22 protein-coding genes are annotated in these 24640 nt (G+C 72.7%); 7 read left to right on the forward strand and 15 right to left on the reverse strand.

Annotation, left to right across the window (positions count from 1 at the left end; all coding sequences use genetic code 11):
• Nucleotides 1–205: 205 nt before the first annotated feature.
• Together hemW and ABH931_RS04070 are read right to left on the reverse strand one after the other, a co-directional pair.
• On the reverse strand, nucleotides 206–1435 hold the full coding sequence (gene hemW, locus ABH931_RS04065) for a radical SAM family heme chaperone HemW (protein ID WP_370109923.1): 1230 nt from the start codon (nucleotides 1433–1435) through the stop codon (nucleotides 206–208).
• A 182-nt stretch (nucleotides 1436–1617) separates the two neighbouring features.
• Entirely contained in the window at nucleotides 1618–3534 is a 1917-nt protein-coding gene (locus ABH931_RS04070; protein WP_370109925.1) for a long-chain fatty acid--CoA ligase, read from the reverse strand.
• Between the two features lie 337 nt (nucleotides 3535–3871).
• On the opposite strand from ABH931_RS04070, the gene ABH931_RS04075 reads away from it, so the two are divergent.
• Together ABH931_RS04075 and ABH931_RS04080 are read left to right on the forward strand one after the other, a co-directional pair.
• A complete protein-coding gene (locus ABH931_RS04075) occupies nucleotides 3872–5605 on the forward strand; it encodes an ABC transporter ATP-binding protein (RefSeq protein WP_370109927.1) in 1734 nt (577 codons plus the stop codon).
• Nucleotides 5602–7563, forward strand: a complete 1962-nt coding sequence (locus ABH931_RS04080; protein ID WP_370109928.1) for an ABC transporter ATP-binding protein — start codon at nucleotides 5602–5604, stop codon at nucleotides 7561–7563. Before ABH931_RS04075 ends, ABH931_RS04080 begins: the two co-directional genes overlap by 4 nt.
• Nucleotides 7564–7663: 100 nt before the next feature.
• Here ABH931_RS04080 and ABH931_RS04085 read toward each other — a convergent pair whose 3' ends face one another.
• The 3 genes from ABH931_RS04085 to ABH931_RS04095 are packed head-to-tail and all read right to left on the reverse strand — an operon-like array spanning nucleotide 7664 to nucleotide 8648.
• On the reverse strand, nucleotides 7664–7834 hold the full coding sequence (locus ABH931_RS04085) for a hypothetical protein (RefSeq protein ID WP_370109930.1): 171 nt from the start codon (nucleotides 7832–7834) through the stop codon (nucleotides 7664–7666).
• A 9-nt stretch (nucleotides 7835–7843) separates the two neighbouring features.
• Nucleotides 7844–8278: a GNAT family N-acetyltransferase gene (locus tag ABH931_RS04090; protein ID WP_370109932.1), complete on the reverse strand. Its 435-nt coding sequence runs from the start codon at nucleotides 8276–8278 to the stop codon at nucleotides 7844–7846.
• Nucleotides 8279–8297: 19 nt separating this feature from the next.
• Complete coding sequence (locus ABH931_RS04095) at nucleotides 8298–8648, reverse strand: DoxX family protein (RefSeq protein ID WP_370109934.1); 351 nt, start codon at nucleotides 8646–8648, stop codon at nucleotides 8298–8300.
• Between the two features lie 113 nt (nucleotides 8649–8761).
• Between ABH931_RS04095 and ABH931_RS04100 the strand changes: the two genes are divergently transcribed.
• Both ABH931_RS04100 and ABH931_RS04105 read left to right on the forward strand, forming a co-directional pair.
• A complete protein-coding gene (locus ABH931_RS04100) occupies nucleotides 8762–9670 on the forward strand; it encodes a LysR family transcriptional regulator (RefSeq protein ID WP_370109936.1) in 909 nt (302 codons plus the stop codon).
• Between the two features lie 107 nt (nucleotides 9671–9777).
• A complete protein-coding gene (locus tag ABH931_RS04105) occupies nucleotides 9778–10617 on the forward strand; it encodes a lysozyme (RefSeq protein ID WP_370109938.1) in 840 nt (279 codons plus the stop codon).
• Nucleotides 10618–10681: 64 nt separating this feature from the next.
• On the opposite strand, the gene ABH931_RS04110 is transcribed toward ABH931_RS04105, so the two are convergent.
• Complete coding sequence (locus tag ABH931_RS04110; RefSeq protein ID WP_370109940.1) at nucleotides 10682–11500, reverse strand: helix-turn-helix domain-containing protein; 819 nt, start codon at nucleotides 11498–11500, stop codon at nucleotides 10682–10684.
• 67 nt (nucleotides 11501–11567) lie between these two features.
• Between ABH931_RS04110 and ABH931_RS04115 the strand changes: the two genes are divergently transcribed.
• Nucleotides 11568–12155 (forward strand): TIGR03086 family metal-binding protein, encoded by a 588-nt coding sequence (locus ABH931_RS04115; protein WP_370109942.1) that lies wholly within the window; start codon nucleotides 11568–11570, stop codon nucleotides 12153–12155.
• On the opposite strand, the gene ABH931_RS04120 is transcribed toward ABH931_RS04115, so the two are convergent.
• Together ABH931_RS04120 and lepA are read right to left on the reverse strand one after the other, a co-directional pair.
• Nucleotides 12152–14032, reverse strand: coding sequence for a protein kinase (locus ABH931_RS04120; RefSeq protein WP_370109944.1), 1881 nt, complete (start codon nucleotides 14030–14032; stop codon nucleotides 12152–12154). The two genes, ABH931_RS04115 and ABH931_RS04120, sit on opposite strands and share 4 nt — an antisense overlap.
• Before the next feature lie 129 nt (nucleotides 14033–14161).
• On the reverse strand, nucleotides 14162–16036 hold the full coding sequence (gene lepA / locus ABH931_RS04125; protein WP_370109946.1) for a translation elongation factor 4: 1875 nt from the start codon (nucleotides 16034–16036) through the stop codon (nucleotides 14162–14164).
• Between the two features lie 86 nt (nucleotides 16037–16122).
• On the opposite strand from lepA, the gene ABH931_RS04130 reads away from it, so the two are divergent.
• The gene (locus ABH931_RS04130) at nucleotides 16123–16422 is read left to right on the forward strand and encodes an antibiotic biosynthesis monooxygenase (protein WP_370109948.1); all 300 of its coding nucleotides are present in this window, start codon (nucleotides 16123–16125) and stop codon (nucleotides 16420–16422) included.
• 107 nt (nucleotides 16423–16529) lie between these two features.
• Entirely contained in the window at nucleotides 16530–16796 is a 267-nt protein-coding gene (gene rpsT / locus ABH931_RS04135) for a 30S ribosomal protein S20 (RefSeq protein ID WP_370109949.1), read from the forward strand.
• Between the two features lie 325 nt (nucleotides 16797–17121).
• On the opposite strand, the gene holA is transcribed toward rpsT, so the two are convergent.
• The 7 genes from holA to ABH931_RS04170 form a co-directional block, all read right to left on the reverse strand.
• Nucleotides 17122–18102: a DNA polymerase III subunit delta gene (holA, locus tag ABH931_RS04140; RefSeq protein WP_370109951.1), complete on the reverse strand. Its 981-nt coding sequence runs from the start codon at nucleotides 18100–18102 to the stop codon at nucleotides 17122–17124.
• A gap of 258 nt (nucleotides 18103–18360) precedes the next feature.
• Complete coding sequence (locus ABH931_RS04145; RefSeq protein ID WP_370109953.1) at nucleotides 18361–19035, reverse strand: DUF4232 domain-containing protein; 675 nt, start codon at nucleotides 19033–19035, stop codon at nucleotides 18361–18363.
• Nucleotides 19036–19185: 150 nt separating this feature from the next.
• Nucleotides 19186–19449: a hypothetical protein gene (locus ABH931_RS04150; RefSeq protein ID WP_370109955.1), complete on the reverse strand. Its 264-nt coding sequence runs from the start codon at nucleotides 19447–19449 to the stop codon at nucleotides 19186–19188.
• 14 nt (nucleotides 19450–19463) lie between these two features.
• Nucleotides 19464–21815: a ComEC/Rec2 family competence protein gene (locus tag ABH931_RS04155; protein WP_370109957.1), complete on the reverse strand. Its 2352-nt coding sequence runs from the start codon at nucleotides 21813–21815 to the stop codon at nucleotides 19464–19466.
• A gap of 482 nt (nucleotides 21816–22297) precedes the next feature.
• Nucleotides 22298–23182: a helix-hairpin-helix domain-containing protein gene (locus tag ABH931_RS04160; RefSeq protein WP_370109959.1), complete on the reverse strand. Its 885-nt coding sequence runs from the start codon at nucleotides 23180–23182 to the stop codon at nucleotides 22298–22300.
• A gap of 97 nt (nucleotides 23183–23279) precedes the next feature.
• Entirely contained in the window at nucleotides 23280–23624 is a 345-nt protein-coding gene (locus tag ABH931_RS04165; RefSeq protein WP_370109961.1) for a hypothetical protein, read from the reverse strand.
• Nucleotides 23625–23721: 97 nt separating this feature from the next.
• Nucleotides 23722–24561, reverse strand: coding sequence for a DegV family protein (locus ABH931_RS04170; RefSeq protein WP_370109963.1), 840 nt, complete (start codon nucleotides 24559–24561; stop codon nucleotides 23722–23724).
• Between the last annotated feature and the right edge of the window lie 79 nt (nucleotides 24562–24640).

The following is a 24640-nucleotide window of genomic DNA, read 5'->3' on the forward strand; positions in this document are numbered from 1 at the left end:
GTCCCCGTGCGAACGGATGCGCGACCGGTCCGCGTCAGCCCATCGGGGTCGCGTGGGCGAGGTAACTCGTTGCGACCGAGGTCGTCCAGCGCGCCGCCGACGACGATCGCGTCGTAGGCGCTCCAGCCGCCGTGGCCGTCGCCCGCATAGAACCAGAGCACGCCGGACCGGTCACGGGCCACCAGGTCCGGGATGCCGTCGCCGTTCAGTCCACCAGATCGCGCACGACCGCGTCCGCGAGGAGCCGTCCGCGCAGGGTGAGCACGGCGCGCCCGGCGGCGTACGGCGCGGCCTCCAGCAGGCCGTCCGCCAGCGCCCGGTCGGCGGCCTCGCGGCCCGCCTCACGGAGCAGCTCCAGCGGGCAGCCGTCGGAGAGACGCAGCTCCAGCAGGATGCGCTCGACGCGGCGGTCCTCGTCCTCCAGCCGCTCGCGGCCCTGGGCCGGGGTCTCGCCGGCCTCCAGGGCCTGGGCGTAGGCGGCGGGGTGCTTGCGGTTCCACCAGCGGACGCCGCCGACATGGCTGTGCGCGCCGGGGCCGGCGCCCCACCAGTCGGCGCCGGTCCAGTAGAGCTCGTTGTGGCGGCAGCGGGCCTCGGGCGTCGTGGCCCAGTTGGAGACCTCGTACCACTGCATCCCGGCGGCGGCGAGGCGTTCCTCCGCGATGAGGTAGCGGTCGGCGTGGACGTCGTCGTCCGTCATCGGGATCTCGCCGCGGCGGATGCGGGCGGCGAGCTTGGTGCCCTCCTCGACGATCAGCGCGTAGGCGCTGACGTGGTCCGGCTCGGCCGACAGGGCGGCGTCCAGGGAGGCGCGCCAGTCGTCGTCGGACTCGCCGGGCGTGCCGTAGATCAGGTCCAGGTTGACGTGCTCGAAGCCGGCGGCGCGGGCCTCGGCGACGCAGGCCTGCGGGCGGCCGGGGGTGTGGTGGCGGTCCAGCAGTTGCAGCACGTGCGGGCGCACGCTCTGCATGCCGAAGCTGAGCCGGGTGAAACCGCCCTCGCGCAGCTCACTCAGGTAGGCCGGGTCGACCGACTCGGGGTTGGCCTCGGTGGTGACCTCGGCGCCGGGCGCCAGCCCGAACTCGTCGCGGATCGCGCCGAGCATCCGGACCAGGTCGCGGGCGGGCAGCAGCGTCGGCGTGCCGCCGCCGAGGAAGACGGTCCGGGCGGGGACGTCCGCGTCGCCGAGGATGCGCCGCGCGAGGCGGATCTCCGCGACGAGGTGGTCGGCGTAGGTGTCCTGGGAGGCGACGGCCCCGGAGGAGCGCAGCTCCGTCGCGGTGTAGGTGTTGAAGTCGCAGTACCCGCAGCGCGTGGCGCAGTAGGGGACGTGGACGTAGAAGCCGAAGGGGCGCGTGCCGAGCCCGGCGAGGGCGGTCTCGGGCAGCGCGCCGTCGGCGGGGACGGCTTCGCCGTCGGGCAGAGCGGAGGGCATACCGTCCATTCTCCGGTACGCCGACCACTGGTCGCTCGCCTCCGGGCGCTCCTGGCCCGACGCCTCAGCTCCTCGGGCCTGCGCCCACGCGGCGGAGCCGCATGTGTCGCGGCCCTCGCTCGGCCCTCGTCGCTTCGGCGTCGGCGCGCCCTTCGGCTCGCTCCCTCCTCAGCCCGGAACGGTCAGGCCTCCCGAGCGCCCGCGTACATCGCCTCGATCAGCTCGGCGTTCTCCCGCTCGACGACCGGGCGCTTGACCTTGAGGCTCGGGGTCAGCTCGCCGTGCTCGACGTCAAGGTCCCGAGGCAGGACGGTGAACTTCTTGACCGTCTGCCAGCGCTGGAGCCCGCCGTTGAGCTTGTCGACGAAGCCGGAGATCAGCTTGTGCGTCTCCGCCGAGGTGCAGACCTCCGCGTAGGACTTGCCCGCCTGGCCGTTGGTCCCGGCCCACTGCATGATGGCCGGCTCGTCCAGGGTGATCAGCGCGCTGCAGAAGTTGCGGCCGTTGCCGATGACCAGGATGTTGCTGACGAACGGGCAGACCGCCTTGAACCGGCCCTCGACCTCGCTCGGGGCGACGTACTTGCCGCCGGAGGTCTTGAACATGTCCTTCTTGCGGTCGGTGATCCGCAGGAAGCCGTCCTTGTCGAGCTCGCCGATGTCGCCGGTGTGGAACCAGCCGTCGGCCTCCAGCACCTCGGCGGTCTTCTCGGGCTGGTTGTGGTAGCCGCGCATGACGCCGGGGCCGCGCAGCAGGATCTCGCCGTCCTCGGCGATGCGGACCTCGGTGCCGGGCATCGGGCGGCCGACGGTGCCGACGCGGTAGCTCTCGCCGGGGTTCACCGTGGAGCCGGCGGAGGTCTCACTGAGGCCGTAGCCCTCCAGGATGTGGACGCCCGCGCCGGAGAAGAAGTAGTTGATGTCGGGGGCCAGCGCGGCGGAGCCGGAGACGCAGGCCCGCAGCTGTCCGCCGAAGGCCGCGCGGATCTTGGCGTAGACGAGCTTGTCCGCGACCGCGTGCTTGAGCTGGAGCGGGAACGGGACGGTGCGCGAGCCGGTGGTGATCTCGTTCTTCTGCGCCGTCTCCGCGTACTCGCGGGCGACGCCCGCCGCCCACAGGAAGATCTTGTACTTGGCGCCGCCCTCGGCGCGGGCCTTGCCCGCGATGCCGTTGTAGACCTTCTCGAAGATGCGCGGCGCGGCAGCCATGTAGGTCGGCTGGACCAGCGGCAGGTTGGTGATGATCTTGTCGATCCGGCCGTCGACCGCGATCACCGAGCCCTGCTGGATGTGACCGGAGGTCAGCGTCTTGCCGAAGACGTGGGAGAGCGGCAGCCACAGGTACTGCACGTCGGTGTCGTCGGTCAGGCCCAGCGAGGACTGCGCGGCGGCCTGGTAGGCCCAGCAGTCGTGGACCAGGCGGACGCCCTTGGGGCGGCCGGTGGTGCCGGAGGTGTAGATCAGGGTGGCCAGCTGCTCGCGCTCGATGGCGGCGACGGTCGAGGTGACGGCCTCCGCGTGCTCCTTGAGGTGGGCGACGCCGCGCTCCTCCAGCTCGGCGAGCGAGAGCACCTCGACACCGGCCCGCTCCGCGCCCGCCTCCGGCTTGCTGCCGTCGACGGTGATCAGGGCCGTGATCTCCGGGGCCTGGTCCAGCACGCCCAGCACCTTGGCCAGCTGCTTGGCGTCCTCGACGAAGAGGGCGCGGCTGCCGGAGTCGGAGAGGATGAACGCGGTCTCCTCGGCGTTGGTGCTCGGGTAGACGGCGGTGACGGCCGCGCCCGCGCACATGATGCCGAGGTCGATGAGGATCCACTCGATCCGGGTGGAACACGAGATGCCGACGCGCTCCTCCGGCACGATGCCGAGGCTCATCAGACCGGCCGCGATGTCCTGGACCCGCTCCTGCGCCTGGGCCCAGGTCAGCGAACGCCACTGCTCCGCGCCGGGCGCGCCGTCGGCGGCATGCTCGTCGACGGGCACGGGATAGCGGTAGGCCACCCGGTCCGGGGTGGCCGCCACGCGGGCGAGGAAAAGCTGCGCCACGGACTCGGGGCGGTTGTCCAGCAGGGGCTCGGCGACGAGCGGCTTCAGGCTCACGGCTACCTCCGGTGCCCGTGTGGCCGGTGTGGGGCGGCCTTGGGCTGATGCGGTGCGGATGCGATGCGAACGACGGGGCGCTTCTTCTTGATCAGGGCGGGTCGACCCACTGCTTAACTCACGAGTAACCAGCGGGCAACAGCGTAGGACGTTAGGGCCTCCCATGTAAGGGGGTGAAGGTGACGGCGGTCACACCACTTGCCGGTCGGCAGGTAAGCTTCTTACGATGGCACGCCGCCAAATCGATGGCCTGCGCCCATACAACCGGGTACGGTGTACGCAGAAACTCTCACCTTCCTCCGCCCACCAGCTCATCACCTCATCTGAGAGACCCGTTGTGCTGATCAGACTCCTGCGCGCCCATCTGGGGCCCTACTCCAGGCCGATCACCCTGCTCGTCCTGCTCCAGCTGGTCCAGACGATCGCGACCCTCTACCTTCCCACCCTCAACGCCGACATCATCGACAACGGCGTGATCAAGGGCGACACCGGCTACATCCTCGGCACCGGCGGCATCATGATCGGTGTCTCGCTCGCCCAGGTGATCTGCTCGGTGGGCGCCGTCTACTTCGGCGCCCGGACCGCCATGGCCCTCGGCCGGGACATGCGCGCCTCCGTCTTCACCCGGGTCCAGTCCTTCTCCACCCGTGAGGTCGGCCAGTTCGGCGCCCCCTCGCTGATCACCCGCAGCACCAACGACGTGCAGCAGGTGCAGATGCTGGTGCTGATGACCTTCACGCTGATGGTCTCCGCGCCGATCATGATGGTCGGCGGCATCATCATGGCGCTCAACCAGGACGTGCCGCTGTCCACCCTGCTGGTCGTCATCGTGCCGATCCTCGGCGTCATCATCGGCTTCACCGTCAGCCGGATGCGTCCGCTCTTCCGCACCATGCAGGAGCGCATCGACAGCGTCAACCGCGTGCTGCGCGAGCAGATCAGCGGCCTGCGGGTGATCCGCGCCTTCGTCAAGGACAACCACGAGCGCACCCGGTTCCGCGGCGCCAACGACGACCTGACCGACGTCGGCCTGCGCGTCGGCCGGCTGATGGCGCTGATGTTCCCGCTGGTCATGCTGGTGGTCAACCTCTCCAGCGTCGCCGTCATGTGGTTCGGCGCGCACCGGATCGACAGCGGCGGCATGCAGATCGGCGCGCTGACGGCCTTCCTCAGCTACCTGATGCAGATCCTGATGTCGGTCATGATGGCCACCTTCATGTTCATGATGGTGCCGCGCGCCGAGGTCTGCGCCGAGCGCATCGAGGAGATCCTCAGCACCGACACCACCGTCGTCCCGCCGGCGAACCCGGTCCACGAGCTCTCCGCCCGCGGCTTCCTGGAGCTGCGCGCCGCCGAGTTCCGCTACCCCGGCGCCGAGGAGGCCGTCCTGCGGGACGTCTCCTTCACCGCGCGCCCCGGCGAGACCACCGCGATCATCGGTTCCACCGGCTCCGGCAAGACCACGCTGATCAACCTGATCCCGCGGCTGTCCGACGTCACCGACGGCTCCGTCCTGGTCGACGGCGTGGACGTGCGCGAGCTGGACGAGGCACTGCTGGCGAGGACCATCGGCCTGGTCCCGCAGAAGCCCTACCTGTTCAGCGGCACCGTCGCCTCCAACCTGCGCTACGGCAACCCGCAGGCCAGCGACGAGGAGCTGTGGGCCGCGCTGGAGACGGCCCAGGCCAGGGAGTTCGTGGCGAAGTTCACCGAGGGCCTGGACGCTCCGATCGCGCAGGGCGGCACCAACGTCTCCGGCGGTCAGCGCCAGCGCCTGGCCATCGCCCGCGCCCTGGTGCGCAAGCCGGAGGTCTACCTCTTCGACGACTCCTTCTCCGCGCTCGACTACGCGACGGACGCGCGGCTGCGCGCCGCACTGGAGCAGGAGACCCGCGACTCGACGGTCGTCATCGTGGCGCAGCGCGTCTCCACGATCCGGGGCGCCGACCGGATCATCGTCCTCGACGAGGGCCGCGTCGTCGGCGAGGGCACCCACCACGAACTGATGAACGACAACGAGACGTACCGAGAGATCGTCCTGTCCCAGCTGACCGAGGAGGAGGCGGCATGAGCAGCGGCGGCGACGAAGCCAAGGCGGCGGCCACCCGCCGTCCGGCCCCCGCGATGGGCCCCGGCCGCTTCATGAGCGGCGGACCGGTCGAGAAGTCCATGAACTTCAAGGTCTCCGGCAAGCGGCTGCTGGGCCGGCTGCGGCCCGAGCGTCCGATCATCATGGGCGTGCTGGCGCTGGCCGTGGTCAGCGTCGCGCTCTCGGTGATCGGCCCGAAGATCCTCGGCCACGCGACCGACCTGATCCTCGGCGGGGTCTTCGGCAAGAAGATCCCCGCGGGGACCGACCCGTCGACCCTGACCGGGCACCTGAACCACCAGCAGCAGCAGATGCTGTCGTCGATCCACTTCACGCCCGGCAAGGGCATCGACTTCGGCGCGGTCGGCACGGTGCTCGGCTGGGTCGCGCTGATCTACCTGGTCGCGGGCCTGTGCGGGATCGTCCAGGCGCGCCTGGCCAACGTGGCCGTCCAGCGCGCGGCGAACCGGCTGCGCTCGGACGTCGAGGACAAGCTGGCCCGGCTGCCGCTCAGCTACTACGACAAGCAGCCGCGCGGCGAGGTGCTGAGCCGGGTCACCAACGACATCGACAACATCGCGCAGACGCTGCAGCAGACCATGTCGCAGATCATCACCTCGCTGCTGACGGTCGTCGGCGTGCTGACGATGATGTTCTACATCTCCTGGCTGCTGGCCCTGATCGCGCTGGTCTCCATCCCCGCCTCGGCGGTGCTGGCGGCCAAGGTCGGCAAGCGCGCGCAGCCGCAGTTCGTGGCGCAGTGGAAGTCCACGGGCAAGCTGAACGCCCACATCGAGGAGATGTACACCGGCCACTCGCTGGTCAAGGTCTTCGGGCGCCAGCACGAGGCCACCGAGCAGTTCCACGCCGAGAACGAGAAGCTCTACCAGGCCAGCTTCAAGGCGCAGTTCATCTCGGGTCTGATCCAGCCGTCGATGATGTTCATCGGCAACCTGAACTACGTCCTGGTGGCGGTCGTCGGCGGTCTGCGGGTCGCCTCCGGCGCCCTGTCGATCGGTGACGTGCAGGCGTTCATCCAGTACTCGCGGCAGTTCAGCCAGCCGCTGACGCAGGTCGCGGCCATGGCCAACCTGGTGCAGTCCGGCGTCGCCTCGGCCGAGCGCGTCTTCGAGCTGCTGGACGCGGACGAGCAGTCCCCCGAGCCGGCGCAGCCGGAGCGTCCGGAGACCGTGCGCGGGCGGGTCGAGTTCGAGCACGTGGCCTTCCGGTACGACCCGGAGAAGCCGCTCATCGACGACCTGTCGCTGCTGGCCGAGCCCGGCCACACGGTCGCCATCGTGGGCCCGACCGGCGCGGGCAAGACCACGCTGGTCAACCTGCTGATGCGGTTCTACGAGCCGACGGCCGGGCGGATCACCCTGGACGGCGTGGACGTGGCGGCGATGAACCGTGAGGAGCTGCGCGGCAACATCGGCATGGTGCTGCAGGACACCTGGCTGTTCGGCGGCTCCATCGCCGACAACATCGCCTACGGCTCCGAGGGGGCGACGCGCGAGCAGGTCGTCGCGGCGGCCAAGGCCGCCCACGTCGACCGCTTCGTGCGTACCCTGCCGGACGGCTACGACACCGTCATCGACGACGAGGGCACCGGCGTCAGCGCGGGCGAGAAGCAGCTGATCACCATCGCGCGGGCGTTCCTGGCCGAGCCGTCGATCCTGGTCCTGGACGAGGCGACCAGCTCCGTCGACACCCGCACCGAGGTGCTGATCCAGCGCGCGATGGCCAAGCTGCGCGCGGGCCGCACCGCGTTCGTCATCGCGCACCGCCTCTCCACGATCCGCGACGCGGACACCATCCTGGTGATGGAGAACGGCGCGATCGTCGAACAGGGCGACCACGCCTCGCTGCTGGAGCAGGGCGGCGCCTACGCCCGGCTCTACCAGGCGCAGTTCGCGCAGGCGGTGGCCGAGGTCGACTGAGGCGCGTCCGCCGGCTCGTGGCCGGCGGACGGCAGCTCGCGGCTCGCTCGAACGGCCGGTGCGCGCCCCCGGGAGGGGCGGGCACCGGCCGTTCGGCGTGTCACCGGCTCGCGGTCACCGACGCCCGGGGCGGGACCGGCGCCGGGTCGTGATGGATGCCGTGCGTGAAGAGGAAGGCGAGCGCGGCGGCCGTGATCAGCAGACCCCCCGCCCCGGCCAGACGCGGGTCGAGCAGCGGGTTGCGCGGCGGATCCTCGGGCTCGGTCGGCATCCGCCCAGGCTAGGACGGCGCGAGCTGCTTGAACATGTGGACGTCCTGGTGCCCGCCGGGGATACCGAGGGTGCGGCCGGTCTCGCGGTAGCCGTGGCGCTGGTAGAAGCCGGGCGCCTGGAAGGTGAACGACGAGACCACGGCCCGGTCGCAGCCCCGCTGCCGTGCCTCCTCCTCGGCCGCCGACAGGATCCGGCTGCCCCAGCCCTCGGCGCGGCTCTGCTCGCGCACCCAGAACATCTCGATGCCGAACAGCCCACCCCAGGTCCACCCGGCCAGCCCGCCGACGATCTCGCCGTCGTCGTCGACGACCTTCACCGAGAGCTGCGTCTGGTCCGCCTCGGTGGTGCCGGTGGCGGGGAAGTTGTACGCGTCCAGGCCGGACGACAACCGCGCGCTCAGCTCCGGATCGCGGTCGCCGACGCTCAGATGATCACTGGTCATGCGACGCAGTCTGGCAGGCTCACCGGGCGGCCGTGAGCGCCAGCGTCGCGCCGGCGAGAGCGAGGTAGCCCGCCGGGAAGACGAGGTTGTGCAGCATCCGGCGCCGGACGTGGACGGCCACCGCGCCGACGAAGAACAGGGTGAGGCCGAAGGCGGCCGCCAGGCCCAGCGGCCGCAGGCCCAGCAGCCCGAGCAGCAGGCCTGCGGCGCCCGCCGCCTTGAGCGAGGCCAGCGGGGCGATCCACGAGCGCGGGACGCCCACCTCCGCCGAGTTGGCCAGCACGAACGGGGCGTGCGACAGGTCCGCTGCCGCGATCCCGGCATTGGCCAGGATCGCGGCCACGGTGACGACCGTGCAGAGGATGGACATGGACTCGACTCCTTCTCCGGGGTGGGGGCTTCCCGCCTTCTCCGGGGTGGGGGCTTCCAGCCTCGTCGTGCGCCGCCGACCCGGTCCAATAGCGGTTTCCATAACCTGGTGGCATGGATGTGGACACCCGGCTGCTGCGCTCCTTCGCGGCGGTGGCGCAGCACGGCAACCTCACCCGCGCCGCCGAACGGATCTTCGTCTCCCAGCCCGCGCTGACCAAGCAGATCCGGCAGTTGGAGGCGCTGGTGGGGGTGCCGCTGTTCACCCGCTCGCGCGGGGGCATGGCCCTGACCGAGGCCGGCCTGGCCCTGGCCGAGCGGGTGCCGGGGCTTCTCGACACCTGGGACGGGGCGCGCCGGGAGGCACGCGCCGCGGCGGACCGGGCGGAGCGGGTGCTGCGGGTGGGCTTTCTCGGCAGCGGCGCCGACGAGGCGACGCCGCGGATCGTCGCGGAGTTCGGGCGCCGTCGGCCCGGCTGGCGGGTGCGGATGCGCCAGGCGTCCTGGGCCGATCCGAGTGCGGGACTCGCCGACGGCGAGGTCGCGGTGGCGCTGGTCCTGCTGCCCTTTCCGGGCCAGGAGCGCTGGCAGGTGCGGGTGCTGTTCACCGAGCCGCGCTGGATCGCGCTGCCGCAGGCCCATCGCCTGGCCGACCGGGAGGAGATCGCCTTCGCCGAGCTGTGGGACGATCCGTTCGTCGCGGCCCCGGCCGAGTCCGGCGGCTGGCGCGACTTCTGGCTCGGCACCGACGAGCGCGAGGGTGCGCCGGTCCGTGTCGGGGCCGTCACCGAGCTGCCGGACGACTGGCTGAGCGCGATCGCCAACGGTGACGGCGTCGCCCTCGCCCCGGCCTCAGCGGCCCGTTTCTACGCCCGTCCCGGCGTCGTCTACCGCCCGCTCACCGGCGTCAGCCCGTGCCAGGTCGGCGTCGCCTGGCCCCCGTCGGGCGACGCGGACCCGGCCGTTCGGGACTTCGTCCACAGCTGCGCGGCGCTCTTCTCCGGCGGCGGTCAACCCGCGTAGCATCCCACGTGGCATGGCTGTGACAAGAACCTGTCCGGCCATCAGTTCGGCGTTCACGCAAGCCCCTTTGCCGTCCCTGAACGACGACACCACGGAGGCGCGACGCAATGAACTCCCGCTCTTCGAACAGCACAGCCTTCCGCCACAGACTCACCGCCACCGCGACGCTGCTCGCCGCCGCCGTCGGCGTGCTCGGCGCGGCGCCCGCGACCGCGGCGCGGGCCGCGGCGGCCAAGCCGCCACGTGGCAGCGCGTACCTGGGCATCGGCGTGCGGACGCACGGCGGCGCCGCAGGCCCGACGACGCGCCGGCCGCTGGTCACCCAGACCGAGGGCGTGGACGTCTCCAGCTACCAGGGGAACGTGGACTGGACGACGCTGTGGAACAGCGGCGTGCGCTGGGCCTACACCAAGGCCACCGAGGGGACGTACTACACCAACCCCGATTTCGCCCAGCAGTACAACGGCCCGTACGACGCCGGCATGATCCGCGCGGCCTACCACTTCGCCACCCCGGACACGACCTCCGGCGCCACCCAGGCCGACTACTTCGTCAACCACGGCGGCGGCTGGTCCGGCGACGGCAGGACGCTACCGGGCGTGCTCGACATCGAGTGGGACCCCTACGGTGCCGCCTGCTACGGCCTGTCGCAGAGCGCGATGGTCAACTGGATCGCGAGCTTTGTCAACGAGTACCACTACCGCACCGGCCGCTGGGCGGTGATCTACACCGCGACGTCCTGGTGGGTCCAGTGCACCGGCAACTACGGCGCATTCGCCGCCAACGACCCGCTGTGGGTGGCCAACTACAACGGCTCCCCCGGCACCCTCCCGGCCGGCTGGGGCTACTACACCATGTGGCAGTACACCGACTCCGGCCCCTACGTCGGGGACCACGACCGGTTCAACGGCGACATCACCCGCGTCCAGGCCCTGGCACTGGGCTGATCACCGCAGGACCGATCACCGCAGGGCCGATCAGCGCGGCGACCGCCGATCACCGCAGGGCCGATCAGCGGTCGCCGCGCGCGTAGCGGGAGGGCGGCACGCCGACGGCGGCGGTGAAGTCGCGGGTCAGATGGGCCTGGTCGGCGTAGCCGAGGTCCGCGGCGAGCGCTGCCCAGTCGACGGAGCCGCTGTCGGCACGCTGCGCCGCCTCGTGCAGACGGGCGCGGCGCAGCACCGCCTTCGGCGAGACGCCCACGTACTCGGCGAACAGACGCTGGAGGGTGCGCGGGGAGAGTTCGAAGCGCGCGGCCACCTGCTCGACCCGCAGCAGCGTGTAATCGCCGGTCATCTCCCGCACCATCTCGGCGACCTGCGCCGCCTGCGGGTCCGGCTCCGCCGGCAGCCGGGCGGTCAGGAACGCCTCGACCAGGGCGACCATCGCGTCCGTCTCCGTGTGGGCGAGCACCCGCGGGCAGAGCCCGTCCGCCGCCTCACCGAAGATCCGGGCGGCCGGGAGGACGTGGTCGGTGAGCTCCTGCACCGGCCCGTCGCAGAACGCGCGGAAGCCGCCCGGCAGGAACCGCACCCCGTGCACCTGACCCGCGTCGACGAGGTGCCGCGTGTAGACGCCGCGGATCACCCCATAGACCAGCGGACCGGACGGCTCGAAGACCAGGTGCACGTTCGGGTGCGACAGCACCTGGGAGTCGTAGGGCGGCTGCCCGGTCACGTCCCAGCGGACGATCCAGTGGTACTCCACGTAAGGCACGAGCGCGGGCCCCGGCGGCGCGGTCGTGACGGTGAACCGGCTCGCACCCTGCTCCGGGCGCAGGACGCCCCTGGGCGCCGTCCTGCCGGTCTCCCGCTCCCGCTCCCGCTCCATGTCCGCCACCCTATGCGTGTCGCGTTTCTTCAAGACCTCGCCGCGCGCGGCCCGTAGCGTCGTGGGCATGAACGCCAAGCCCGAACTTCCCGAGCTCTACACTCCCCTGCGCGAGGCCGCCACGGAGACCGTCCGCGTCGTGCGCGGCATCGACCCCGCCGCGCTGGGCGCGGCGACGCCGTCGGCCGAGTGGGACCTGCGCACCGTCGTGAACCACCTGGTGCTGTGGACCGCCCACAACTTCACACTGCGCGCGGAGGGCGGCTCGGTCCCCGCCGAGTGGTACGAGCGCGACTTCACGGCGGAGCCCGGCTGGGCCGAGGCCTACGGCCAGCAGGTCGACAAGGCGCTGGCCGCATGGTCCGACCCGTCCGCCTGGGAGCGGGAGATGCCCATGGGCGACTCCGCCGTCCCGGCGACGGCGATCGCCGGGATGATCCTGCTGGAGTTCGCCCTCCACGGCTGGGAGGCCGCGGAGGCCTCCGGCCAGACCTACACCCTGGACGAGGCGACGGCCACGGCGCTGCTCGGGCAGGTCGAGGCGTGGGCGGAGATGTTCCGCCAGTACGACGGCTTCGCCGAACCGGTCACCGTGCCCTCCGACGCCCCGGCGTTCGCCCGGGCCCTGGCCCTGTCGGGACGCGCACCGCGCTAACAGTTGCCGGAACCGCGCAGGTCGGGCCAGGTCAGCGGGCCGACGCCGCCGTCGGGCGTGAGGCCGACGCAGGACTGGAAGGTCTCCACGGCCTTCTGGGTGCCCGGGCCGAACTGCCCGTCGACCCCGCCCGACCCGTTGATGATGCTCGCCAGCTGCCCTCCCCGGTTCAGCAGCAGGCACTGCACCTCCTCGATCGCGGCCGTGCTGCCGTGACCGTGGATGTCGGTCTCCTCGTCGCCGGAGTAGTAGGTGCACTGCTGGTCCCAGGCGGGAGTGGCGGGCGGCGGCGCGGAGCTGTGCGACGCGGCCGGTGTCGTCGGCCGGGAGGCGGGGGTGGTCGCGGGGGTGCCACCCTGGCTGCCGCCCGGCTGCCCGGTGGCGCCCGCCGTGCCGGACGTCGCGGGCCGCGGCGCCTTGGAACCCGCCGGGTTCGCCGACGCGGCGCCCGATGTCACCGCGGACGGTCCGGTGGACGGCCCCGCGGCGCCGGAGGCTCCCGGGCTCGCGGGCACCCCGTCCATACTGCCGCTGCCTCCCTGCTGGGCCACGGTCTGCGAGCCGCCACCGGGCTTGCCGCCGCCCGTCAGGGCGATCGCGGTGCCGGTGAGCGCGGCCACGGCGAGGACCGCCGCGACAGCCAGCAGGACGCCGCGGTTGCCGCGCCGCCGCTCCGTCGCCGGGGCCGGAGCCGGGCCGGGCGTCACTGAGACGTAGGAGGGCAGTACCGGTGCCGGCTCCGCCATCACGGGCACGGTCGGCGGGGTGGCCCGGGCGGGCCCGTACAGCGATGCCTGCGCCGTCGGCGGCGTGGGCTGCCCGTTCGGGGTGAAGGCCGCGTTCCCGAGCAGCACGGTCCCCGGGTCCGTCGGCGCCTGCAGCGCCGGGAGCGGGAGAGCCCCGACGGCGCGGGCCACCTCGACGCGGGACATGACGGTCTCGCTCAGCTCCGGCGACCACGGCGCCGCGACCTGGCGCAGCGCCGCCCGCTCGGCCGCCTCGGGCGCGGTCGGGCGGGCCTGCGGGGTCTTGTCGAGGCAGGCGCGGACGAGCTCCGCCAGCTGCGGGTCGACCTGCTCGACCCGGGCCAGCACCTCCTCCTTCGGCTCCTCGAAGGCGACCCGGTGCAGCACGTCGACCGTGGTCCCGTCCCCGAAGGGACCGTTGCCGGTCACCGCGAAGGCGAGGACGGAGCCCAGGGCGAACAGGTCCGACGAGGTGGCGACGGCCTGGCCGCGCACCTGCTCCGGCGACATGTAGGCGGGGGTGCCCACCTGCTGGCCCGTGGTGGTGATGGCGCTGGTGTCGGCGGCCTGGGAGATGCCGAAGTCGATGACCCGGCACCCGGCCGGGCCGAGGATCACGTTGGACGGCTTGATGTCCCGGTGGACCACCCCGACCCGCTCCATCGCCGCCACGGCCTGGGCCAGGTCGAGCGCGAGGCGCCAGGCCCCGGCCGCCCCGAGCGGACCGGACGCGGCCACCGCCTCGGAGAGGGTCGGGCCGGGTATGTACTCGGTGGCCATCCACAGCAGGTCGCCGTCGTAGCCGCTGCCGAGCAGCACCGCCGCCTGCTCCCCGCGCACCCGCGCGAGCGCGGCCGACTCCCGCTCGAAGCGCCTGCGGAAACCCTCGTCGTCGGCGTACTCGGGGCGGATCACCTTGACGGCGGCCAGGGTTGACGTCGCGTCATCGGCGTCGCGGCCCAGGTAGATCCGGCCCATCCCGCCGCCGCCGAGCACGGCGACGACCACGTACGGGCCCACGCGGCGCGGATCGGTGGGCCGCAGCGGCTTGGCCCCGAGGCGGTCGAGGCGGAGTGCGCCGAAGGTCCTGGGGTCGCCGTAATCGCCTGCGGCGCCCTGTTGCTGCGTCATGTTCTGTCCCCGTTGGTGTCGATCCGCCTCACCGGCACCGGGAGATTACCGCAATCGCACGCAAGTGCGGCAAAGGCGAAACCCCCACAGGTCTCACCTGTGGGGGTCCCAACTCCTAGCGGATCACACCTACTTCTTCTTCTCCACGGCGGCGGCGTTGTCGTCGGTGGACAGCGCGGCGATGAAGGCCTCCTGCGGGACCTCCACGCGGCCGACCATCTTCATTCGCTTCTTGCCTTCCTTCTGCTTCTCCAGCAGCTTCCGCTTACGGGAGATGTCACCGCCGTAGCACTTGGCCAGAACGTCCTTGCGCATCGCGCGGACGGTCTCACGGGCGATGACGCGCGAGCCGATCGCGGCCTGGATCGGCACCTCGAACTGCTGGCGGGGGATCAGCTTCTGCAGCTTGCCCGCCATCATCACGCCGTAGCCGTAGGCCTTGTCGCGGTGCACGATCGCGGAGAACGCGTCGACCTGCTCGCCCTGGAGGAGGATGTCCACCCGGACCAGGTTCGCGCTCTGCTCGCCGATGGGCTCGTAGTCCAGCGAGGCGTAGCCGCGCGTCTTGGACTTCAGCTGGTCGAAGAAGTCGAAGACGATCTCCGCGAGCGGCAGGTTGTAGCGGATCTCGACGCGGTCCTCGGAGAGGTAGTCCATGCCCTGGAGCACGCCGCGCCGGTTCTGGCAGAGCTCCATGATGGCGCCGACGAACTCGTTCGGGGCGAGGATCGTGCCGCGCACGATCGGCTCGTGCACCTCGGCGATCTTGCCGCTCGGGAACTCGCTCGGGTTGGTGACGGTGTGCTCGGTGCCGTCCTCCATGACCACCCGGTAGACCACGTTCGGGGCGGTGGAGATCAGGTCGAGGTTGAACTCGCGCTCCAGGCGCTCCCGGATGATCTCCAGGTGCAGCAGGCCGAGGAAGCCACAGCGGTAGCCGAAGCCGAGGGCGACCGAGGTCTCCGGCTCGTAGACCAGCGCGGCGTCGTTCAGGCGCAGCTTGTCCAGCGCGTCGCGCAGCAGCGGGTAGTCCGAGCCGTCCAGCGGGTACAGGCCCGAGAAGACCATCGGCTTCGGGTCCTTGTAGCCACCCAGCGCCTCGGTGGCGCCCTTGTGCATCGAGGTGATCGTGTCACCGACGCGGGACTGGCGGACGTCCTTCACGCCGGTGATCAGGTAGCCCACCTCGCCGACGCCGAGGCCGTCGGCCACCTTGGGCTCCGGCGAGATGACGCCGATCTCCAGCAGCTCGTGGGTGGCGCCGGTGGACATCATCGCGATGCGCTCACGCTTGTTGAGCTGGCCGTCGATGACACGGACGTAGGTGACCACGCCGCGGTAGGCGTCGTAGACCGAGTCGAAGATCATCGCGCGGGCGGGGGCGTCCTTGACGCCGACCGGGGCCGGGACCTTCTCGACGACCGCGTCCAGGATGTCCTCGACGCCGAGGCCGGTCTTGGCCGAGGCGCGCAGCACGTCGGTGGGCTCGCAGCCGATGATCCGGGCGATCTCCTCCGCGTACTTCTCCGGCTGCGCGGCCGGGAGGTCGATCTTGTTCAGCACCGGGATGATCGTGAGGTCGTTCTCCAGCGCCAGGTACAGGTTGGCGAGGGTCTGCGCCTCGATGCCCTGCGCGGCGTCGACCACGAGGAGGGTGCCCTCGCAGGCCGCCAGCGAACGGGAGACCTCATAGGTGAAGTCCACGTGGCCCGGGGTGTCGATCATGTTCAGGATGTGCGTGGTGCCCACGCCGGCACCGGTGAGCGGTGCCCAGGGCAGACGCACGGCCTGCGACTTGATGGTGATACCGCGCTCGCGCTCGATGTCCATCCGGTCCAGGTACTGGGCGCGCATCTGCCGCGGGTCGACCACGCCGGTGATCTGCAGCATCCGGTCGGCCAGCGTGGACTTGCCGTGGTCGATGTGGGCGATGATGCAGAAGTTGCGGATCAGCGCCGGATCGGTCTTGCTCGGCTGCGGAACGTTGACAGGGATGGCTGACACGCAGGATCCAGTTCTTCTGATCGGCCGGGACACAGTTCTTCCCTCCTATCGTCCCATGGCGCGGCGCTGGTGCAGAATCCTGGGCCATGATCATGGAATCCGCACTGCTCGACGTCCGGCCCGGCCAGGAGGACGCCTTTCTCGCGGCGTTCGCCGAGGCCCGGCCCCTGATCGCCGTCCAGCGCGGCTTCCGCTCGCTGGAGCTGCGCCGCTGCGTGGACGCGGGGCGCACGTCGCGCTTCCTGCTGCTGGTGGAGTGGGAGACGCTGGAGGACCACACCGAGGGGTTCCGCCGCTCGGCCGAGTACGAGCGGTGGCGCGAGCTGCTGCACCACTTCTACGACCCCTTCCCGCTGGTCGAACACTTCGGCGAGTCGGTGGCCTGAGCGGGGTCTGATATCGTTGACCCTCGTGTCTGTGCTGTGCCATGCCCTCTAACCTGGCCCGGCGCCGACGCGGTCCCAGAAGAATCAACTCAGACTGAGGCTCATTCGTGGCGAACATCAAGTCCCAGATCAAGCGCATCAAGACCAACGAGAAGGCTCGTCAGCGCAACAAGGCTGTCAAGTCCTCGCTGAAGACGGCCGTCCGCAAGACCCGTGAGGCCATCGAGGCCGGCGACGTCGCGAAGGCCCAGGAGCTGGCCCGCGCCGCCTCCCGTGAGCTGGACAAGGCCGTCAGCAAGGGCGTCATCCACAAGAACCAGGCCGCGAACAAGAAGTCCGCGCTGGCCACCAAGGTTGACGCGCTCAACGCCTGAACCCCTTGATCGACGCTCGCCGGACCGCGATCCCTCTCAATCGCCCCGGCCGAGCCGCACAACCCAGCAGCCCACGCGGCCTGCGTTCGCCACGCGGGTGGGCTGCAGTAGCTGAAGCTGACGGAAAGGTCCTGCACTCCCTTTGGGGAGGGCAGGACCTTTCTGGTTTTGGCGGCGGGACAGTTGCACGACCCGGGGGCGCAGGGCGGAACCGACATGCGGCTCCGCCGCGGGGTGCGACAAGCCACCCACGTGCGGTTGGTCCTCAACGACGCAGGGCCATTCGCCTCGGGTGGTTTCTCGCGCAGTTCCCGCGCCCCTGGGGTCAGCGCGCGCGGGCGGCCTGGGAGACGGCGACCACGCACTGCTCCAGCGCGTACGCCGGGTCTCCGCTGCCGCCCTTGACCGCCGCGTCCGCGTCGGCGATGGCGCGGAGGGCGGTGGCGACGCCGTCGCCCGTCCAGCCGCGCATCTGCTGGCGGACGCGGTCGATCTTCCACGGGGGCATGCCGAGCTCGCGGGCGAGGTCCGCCGGGCGCAGCGAGCGGTCCGCCGTGGCGACACGGCCGATCGCGCGGACGCCGGAGGCGAGGGCGAAGACGATGCCGGTGGGCTTCTCCCCCACGGCCAGGGCCCAGCGGAGCTGGCCGAGGGCGTCGGCGGTGCGGCCTGTGACGGCCAGGTCGGCGACCTGGAAGCCCGTGGACTCGGCGCGGCCGGTGTAGTAGCGGGCGACGACCGTCTCGTCGATCGTGCCCTCGGTGTCCGCCGAGAGCTGGCTCGCCGCGCTCGCCAGCTCCCGCAGATCGCCGCCTACGGCGTCCAGCAGGGCCCGGCAGGCGTCCTCGCTGGCCGAGCGGCCCGCAGCGCGGAACTCCGCGCGGACGAAGGCGAGTTTCTCGGCCGGCTTGGTCAGCTTGGCGCAGGCGACCTCGCGCGCGCCCGCCTTCTTTCCGGTCTCCAGCAGCGCCTTGCCCTTGGCGCCGCCCGCGTGCACGAGCAACAGCAGGACGTCCGGTGCCGGGTCCTCGATGTAGGCCTTCAGCTCCTTGACCACGTCCGCGCCCGCGTCCTGCGCGGCGCGCACGACGATGACCTTCCGCTCCGAGAAGAGGGAGGGGCTGGTCAGTTCGCTCAGCATGCCGGGCTGCAACATGCCGGGCGCGAGATCGCGCACGTCGGTGTCGGGGTCGTCCGCGCGGGCGGCGGCGACCGTCTGCGCGACGGCGCGGTCGAGCAGCAGCTCCTCCTGCCCGACGATCAGGGTCAGCGGGGAGAGCAGATCTTCGGAGGGTTTCCTGGCCATCGCCGACCACCCTATCCGGACCGACCGACAGCGGGCCCCGATGTCACACGTGCGCGGCCGTCACAGGCACAGGTCCGTCATCGGTGCGGGCCCGTCACAGGCACAGGCCCGTCACCGCTGCGGGCCCGTCACAGGTGCGGCCCGTCACAGGTGCGGCCCGTCACAGGTGCGGCCCGTCACGGGTGCGGGCCCGTCACAGGTGCGGCCCGTCACAGGTGCGGCCCGTCACAGGTGCGGCCCGTCACGGGTGCGGGCCCGTCACGGGTGGGAGGTCTGGAAGGACGAGGCCCAGACGACGTCGTCGCACTCGGCGAAGCCGCCGTTCGCCGACTCGATCTGCAGGCCTCCGTTGCCCAGCCCGACGACCAGGGTCGGGGCGGAGGTGGGGGTGGCGCCGGAGGCGCAGTAGCCGTCCGCCTCGCCCATGACCACACGGAAGCTCAGGCGCAACCAGGCACTCTGGCCCGGGGCCAGGCGTATCGCGTGCGCGGCGCCGCGCGCGGTGACCTTCAGCGGCCGGTTGCGCGTGGGATCGCCCTCACCGGCCACGGCCACGGTCGGAAAGCCCTTGAGCTCGCAGGCGCTGTGACCGCTGTTGGTCAGCTTGACGTCCTCGTCGAAGGTCGAGGTGGCGGCATTCGAGGGCTGCGGCTCGGCAGGCGCGGCGGTCACGTCCGCGATCGCACAACGGACGAGGTCCACGGGCACGGTTCCGGCACCGGTGGCGGTGGTCGTGCTCGGCGCCGCCGCGGGCGTCGTGCCGCCGGTGGGCGCCTCCGTCGGGTAGACCACCGGCGCGGACTGCGTGGCGGCGGGCGACACGGCGGTCCCAGCCGCGGCCGCCGCTCCCTGACACGCGGTCAGCGCCAGGCAGGCGGTGGACAGCAGCACGGCAGCGGCGCCGGCGCGGAACGTGCGCGTGGAAACGGTCATCGAGGTACCCCCCTCGGGAACGCGGCACGTCTCGTGCGTGCCATCCCACGCGAGGACGGCGCCCGTTCCCGCCCGGTTGCGCCCGAATCCGCCTGTTACACGCGAGTGACATGATCACAACGGGGCGCGGACAGCCGGCCCCCCTGGGCGCTAGAAGTCCTCCAACCAGCCGTCGAACTCGGCGACGAGGTCCTGGAGGTCCGCGACCGAGAGCGTGATCGGCAGGGGCGGGTCCAGGACCACGAGCCACTGGGCGTCCTCGGCGTCGTCCTCGCCCGCGAGCGCCTCGCGGTGGAGTTCCGGCTGAGGAAGGCCGGGGTGGGCAGCGGTGAGGCGTGCCGCCAGCTCCTCGGCCGCGTCCCGGTCAGGGACTACGAGCACGTAATGGTCGATCTGGTCACTCGTCGTGGTCACCTGGCCATTATCGGCTACCCTCCGCGCACCGCGACGGCGAGGGCACCGTTGACGAGCAGGACCGCGAGGTCGCCCTGCTGGTCGGTGCGCACGACGGTGGTGCCGAGCACCCGCAGGAGCCGCAGCGTGGTCGCGGCCGGATGGCCGTAGCGGTTGTCCCGGCCCACGGAGAGCAGGGCCAGGCGCGGGTGGAGCGCCCCGATCAGCGCCGGGTCCTGCTTGGCCGAGCCGTGGTGGGCGACCTTGAGCACGTCCACGCCGGGCACGCCGCCCGGGGCCTCGGCCAGGGCGGCCAGGAGCCGCTGCTGGGCCGGTGGCTCCAGATCGCCCAGCAGTGCGATCCGCAGGCCCGGAAGAGTGACCAGGAGCGCGACCGAGGCGTTGTTCGGGCCCGCCGGGACGGCCTCACCGGTTGCTGCGGAGGGCGGCCACAGCACCTCCCACCACAGCGCCCCGAGCGCACGCCGTTCGCCGCGCACCGCGCGGATCAGCGGGACGCCCGCCTCGGCGGTCCAGCGGCGGACCCTGGCGTACTCGGCGGGCGGCTCGTCCACCGTCGTGGTCTCCACCGCGCCGACGCGGCGGTCGTGCAGCACACCGGGCAGGCCCTCGACGTGGTCGGCGTGGTCGTGGGTCAGGATCACCAACGGGATCACGGCGACACCGAGGGCCCGCAGGCAGCCGTCGACGGCGTGCGGGTCGGGCCCGGCGTCGACCACGACGGCTGTCCCCGGATCCCCACCCGGGGAGAGCACCAGGGCGTCCCCCTGACCCACGTCGCAGGCGACGAGCCGCCAGCCGGACGGGGGCCAGCCGGTGGCCAGCCGGGTCAGCGGGGGTGGCCGGAGCAGCACCAGCAGCAGGCAGAGCGTCAGGAACGCCGCGGTCAGCGGGCGGCGCAGCAGCGCGGCCGCCGCGACCAGCGCGCAGGTGACCGCGATCAGCAGCGCCGCGCCGACCCAGCCGACGGGCCAGTCGGTCTCGGCTCCGGGCAGTGCCGCGCCCAGGCGGGCGACCTGGATCAGCGCCCAGACCGGCACCGCGGCGACCCGGGCGACCCATCGTGCGCCGGTCAGCCAGACGGGCGCGACGGCGAGGGCGGCGAAGCCGAGGACCGTCGCGGGCGCGACGCACAGCTCGGCGAGCAGGTTGCACGGGACGGCAACGAGGGAGAGCCGCCCCGAGCGCAGCACCAGCAGCGGACCGCACCACGCCTGCGCGGCCGCGGCGGCCGCGAGCGGCTCGGCCAGGCGTGGCGGGCAGCCGTGGGCGCGCAGCGCCTCGGCCCAGCGCGGGCCCACCGTGACGAGCCCGGCGGTGGCCAGGGCGGAGAGGGCGAACCCGTAGGAGCGGGCCAGTGCCGGGTCGGCCAGGATGAGCACCAAGGTCGCGCCCGCGAGGGCCGGCAGCGGGCTGCCGCGGCGGCCGGTGGCGAGGCCGAGGAGCATCACCAGGCCGGTCGCGGCGGCCCGCAGGACGCTCGGTTCGGGCCGGCACAGGACCACGAACGCGACCGTCAGCAGCGCGCCCGCGAACGCGGCGCCACGCAGCGGAAGCCCCAGCCGGGCGGCAAGCCCGCCGCGTTCGGGGGTGCGGGCGCGGGAGGCGCGGCCGATCAGCAGCACCATCATGATCGACAGGTTGGAGCCGCTGACGGCGGTGAGGTGGGTGAGGTCGGTGGCGAGGAAGGCCTCGTCCAGGTCGGGCGTCATCGCGCTGGTGTCGCCGTCGACGAGGCCGGGCAACAGGGCCCGTTCGTCCTCCGGCAGGGGTGCGACCGCCTGCCGCAGCCCCGCGCGGAGCGCGCCTGCCGCACGCTGCGGGAGGTCCGGGCCGACGAGGACGCGGGGCTGATCGGCCGTCAACAGGGTGGCCGCGATGTCGGGTGGCCCGTCGGGCGGGACGGGCCGGGCGCGGGCGGTGAGGACGACCTGCGTCGAGGGCAGCAGCCGAAGCCAGGCCGCTGACGCCGGTCCGCGTACGACCAGGCGGACGGGCGTGCGGGTGAGGGCGCCTGCGACGGCGTCGACGACGGCCCGCAGGACGACGTTCCCGTCGGCGGGGCGGCGCTGTGGATCGGTTGCCACGGTCACCCGCAGCTCGGCCGCCCGGCCGGAATGCGCCAGCTCGGGCACGGGACCGCGTGCCAGGGCGGCCCCGGCCAGCCCGGTACTGCACGCGGCGGCGGCCGCGCTGAGCAGCAACGCGGCGAGCAGCCGCGGCCGCACCCGGCCGAGCAGCAACGCCAGCCCGAGCACCCCGGCCACCCCGGCGCCCCCGAGCACCCACCCGGTATGCCCCCCACGCAGCGGCAACAGCACCGCCGTGAGCCCCCAGACGACCACGGCCGGCCCGACCAGCCTCACATCGAGCGGCCGCTCCTCCGCCGCCCGGGGCCCCTCCCCGGCCCGCCGCCCCACCCCGCGCCCTGCGGCGGAGGTAGCGGCTGCCGGAGACGCACCCGGATCCGACGGAACACGGACCGGCTCCGCCGGAGACAGGCCACCGACCGAAACCGCGAGCCCCTCCGGCGCAGCGACCGCCGGAACGGCCCCGAACACAGCGCCTGCCGGAGACGCACCCGGATCCGACGGAACACGGACCGGCTCCGCCGGAGGCAGGCCGCCGACCGAAGCCGCGAGCGCCTCCGGCGCAGCGGTCGCCGCGAGCGCCTGCGGCGCGGCGGCTGCCGGGAGCGCCTGCGGCGCAGCGGTCGCCGGGAGCGCCTGCGGCGGAGCCGCCGCAGGCGGCGGCTCGAACGACGGCGCCACCCCCTCGTCCGCGAGCGCGCCCGGGGCGGCCGACGGGCCGTCAGGACGCCGGGCCGGGGACTCCTCCTCGCCTGCGCTCATGGGCGGAGCTGGGAGCGGAGGTCGGACAGGCGGCGGTCGCCGAAGCCCGGGACCTGGCGGAGTTGGTCGACCGACTGGAAGCCGCCGTGCTGCTGACGGAACTGGATGATGCGCTGGGCCAGGACCGGGCCGATGCCCGGGAGGGCGTCGAGCTGGGCCTCGGTGGCGGCGTTGAGGCTGAGCGGGCCGGAGGCGTGCGCCGCGCCCGGGGGCGGGGGTGAGCCGGAGACGATGATCTCCTCGCCGTCGTTGACCTTGCGGGCGAGGTTGAGGCCGGTGAGGTCGGTGCCGGGGAGCGGGCCGCCCGCCGCGTTGAGGGCGTCCTGGACGCGCGAGCCGGGCGGAAGCGTGCGCAACCCGGGACTGCGGACCTTGCCGGAGACGTCGACGACCAGCGCGGCGATGGCGGTGCTGCCCGCCACCGGGACGCCCTGCCCCGGCGTGGGCGAGGAGGTGACCCCTGCCCCGACCGTCCCCTCCACGGCCGGGGCGGGGACGGCGACGGGCTCCGGGCGGCCCGCCCAGAAGTGCTGGATGCCGTACCCGAGCGCGAGCACGAGCAGGACGGCGAGCCCGAGCAGGGCCTTGCGGTCCAGCTCCCACCGTTCCTTCAGCGCGAGCGCGAGCGAGGAGGCGAGCGGCGGACGGGCCCGCGGCGGATCGGGAGCGGCAGGTGGGAGCACGGCCGTCACCTCCGGCAGCGGCACCGGCGCAGAGGGAACGGAAGGGACGGAGGGCGGAACGGAGGGCGGCGCTGCGGTCGGCAGGGCCAGGCTCTGGGCCCGGCCCTGCGGGCCGAAGAGGGTGTCGACGCGGTGGCGCACCAGAGCCGTCGTCGCCTCGCGACGGGCCCGGGCCGCAGGGGTCAAGGCGGTTCGCATGGGGCCGACGTTAGGAGCCCGCACGCACAGACGTCCCGGACGTACTGACGGTCTGTGGACAACCCGCCCCTGTGGAAAACAGGTTCACCCGCACGGGTTACGACGCGCCGTCCTCCGGGACGAACCGGATGGCGCAGTGACGGCAGAACATCTGCCGCTCCCAGTAGGCGCGGGCGCGGCGCGCCTCGTCGACGCCGCGCGAGACGACCATCCCGAGCACTCCGGCGACCAGCAGGAGCAGCAGGCCGAGCACCGCGGAACCGTCGATGACGAAGAAGGCCCCGACGGCCGCCACGGCCAGCGGCGCGCCGTAGCTCGCCGCGCGCGTCGCAGGCGGCGCGAACGACGACTTGAGCCCGTTGCCGTCGGGCAGGGCCAGGTAGTAGTGATCGAGTTTGACGACCTGTTCGGCCATACCGCAGTTGGGGCAGGCGTGGGCCATGGCGTTCTCCTCCCGGTGCCCCTGGTGCGCCTGATGCTCGGAGGATGCCCACGCCTGCGCAGGTCAATCCACGTCGTGCACGGACCGCTGCGGAAGCTCAGCGCGGCGAGACCACGACGGCCAGCAGCCCCGGGCCCACGTGCGCGCCGATGACCGCGCCGACCTCGGAGACGACCAGCTCGCCCAGGTGCGGCACCTGCTCGCGCAGCCGGGCGGCGAGGGCCTCGGCCCGGTCCGGCGCGGCAAGGTGGTGGACCGCCAGGTCGACCTCGTCGGCGCCGGCGTGGGCGACGGCCAGCTCCTCCAGGCGGGCGATCGCACGGCTGGAGGTGCGGACCTTCTCCAGCGGCCGGATCTGCCCGTCGGCCAGGTGCAGCAGCGGCTTGACCGCGAGCGCGGAGCCGACCATGGCCTGCGCGGCGCCGATCCGCCCGCCGCGGCGCAGGTACTCGAGCGTGTCGACGTAGAAGAGGCCGGCCGTGCCCTTGGCCCTGGCCATCGCGGCCTCGACGGCCTGGTCGGCGCTGCCACCGTCGTGAGCGGCCTCGGCGGCGGCGAGGACGCAGTAGCCCAGCGCCATGCCGACCATCCGGGTGTCGACGACCCGGACGGGCAGCGGCGCCTCCTCTGCGGCGAGCAGCGCGGCCTCGTAGGTGCCGGAGAGGGCGGCGGACAGGTGCAGCGAGACGACCTCGCTCGCGCCCGCCTCGGCGGCCGCCCGGTACGCCTGGGCGAAGGCCTCGGGGCTCGGGCGGGAGGTGGTGACCGGCGCCCTGCGCTGGAGCGCGGCGGCGACCTCGGCCGGGGAGATCTCGGTGCCCTCGGCGAGGGCCTCGTCGCCGACGACCACGCTGAGCGGGACGACGGAGATCCCGTGGCGGACCACCGCCTCCGCCGGAAGGTACGCGGTGGAGTCGGTGAGGATGGCGACGGACATGGCCTGGAGGTTACCCGCCGGAAGACCGGAAGGGACAGGCGGAGCCGTCCCTTCCGGTATCAGTTTGCCAACGGCGTCG

The organism is Streptacidiphilus sp. MAP12-33 (genome assembly GCF_041261265.1).
Lineage (GTDB): Bacteria > Actinomycetota > Actinomycetes > Streptomycetales > Streptomycetaceae > Streptacidiphilus.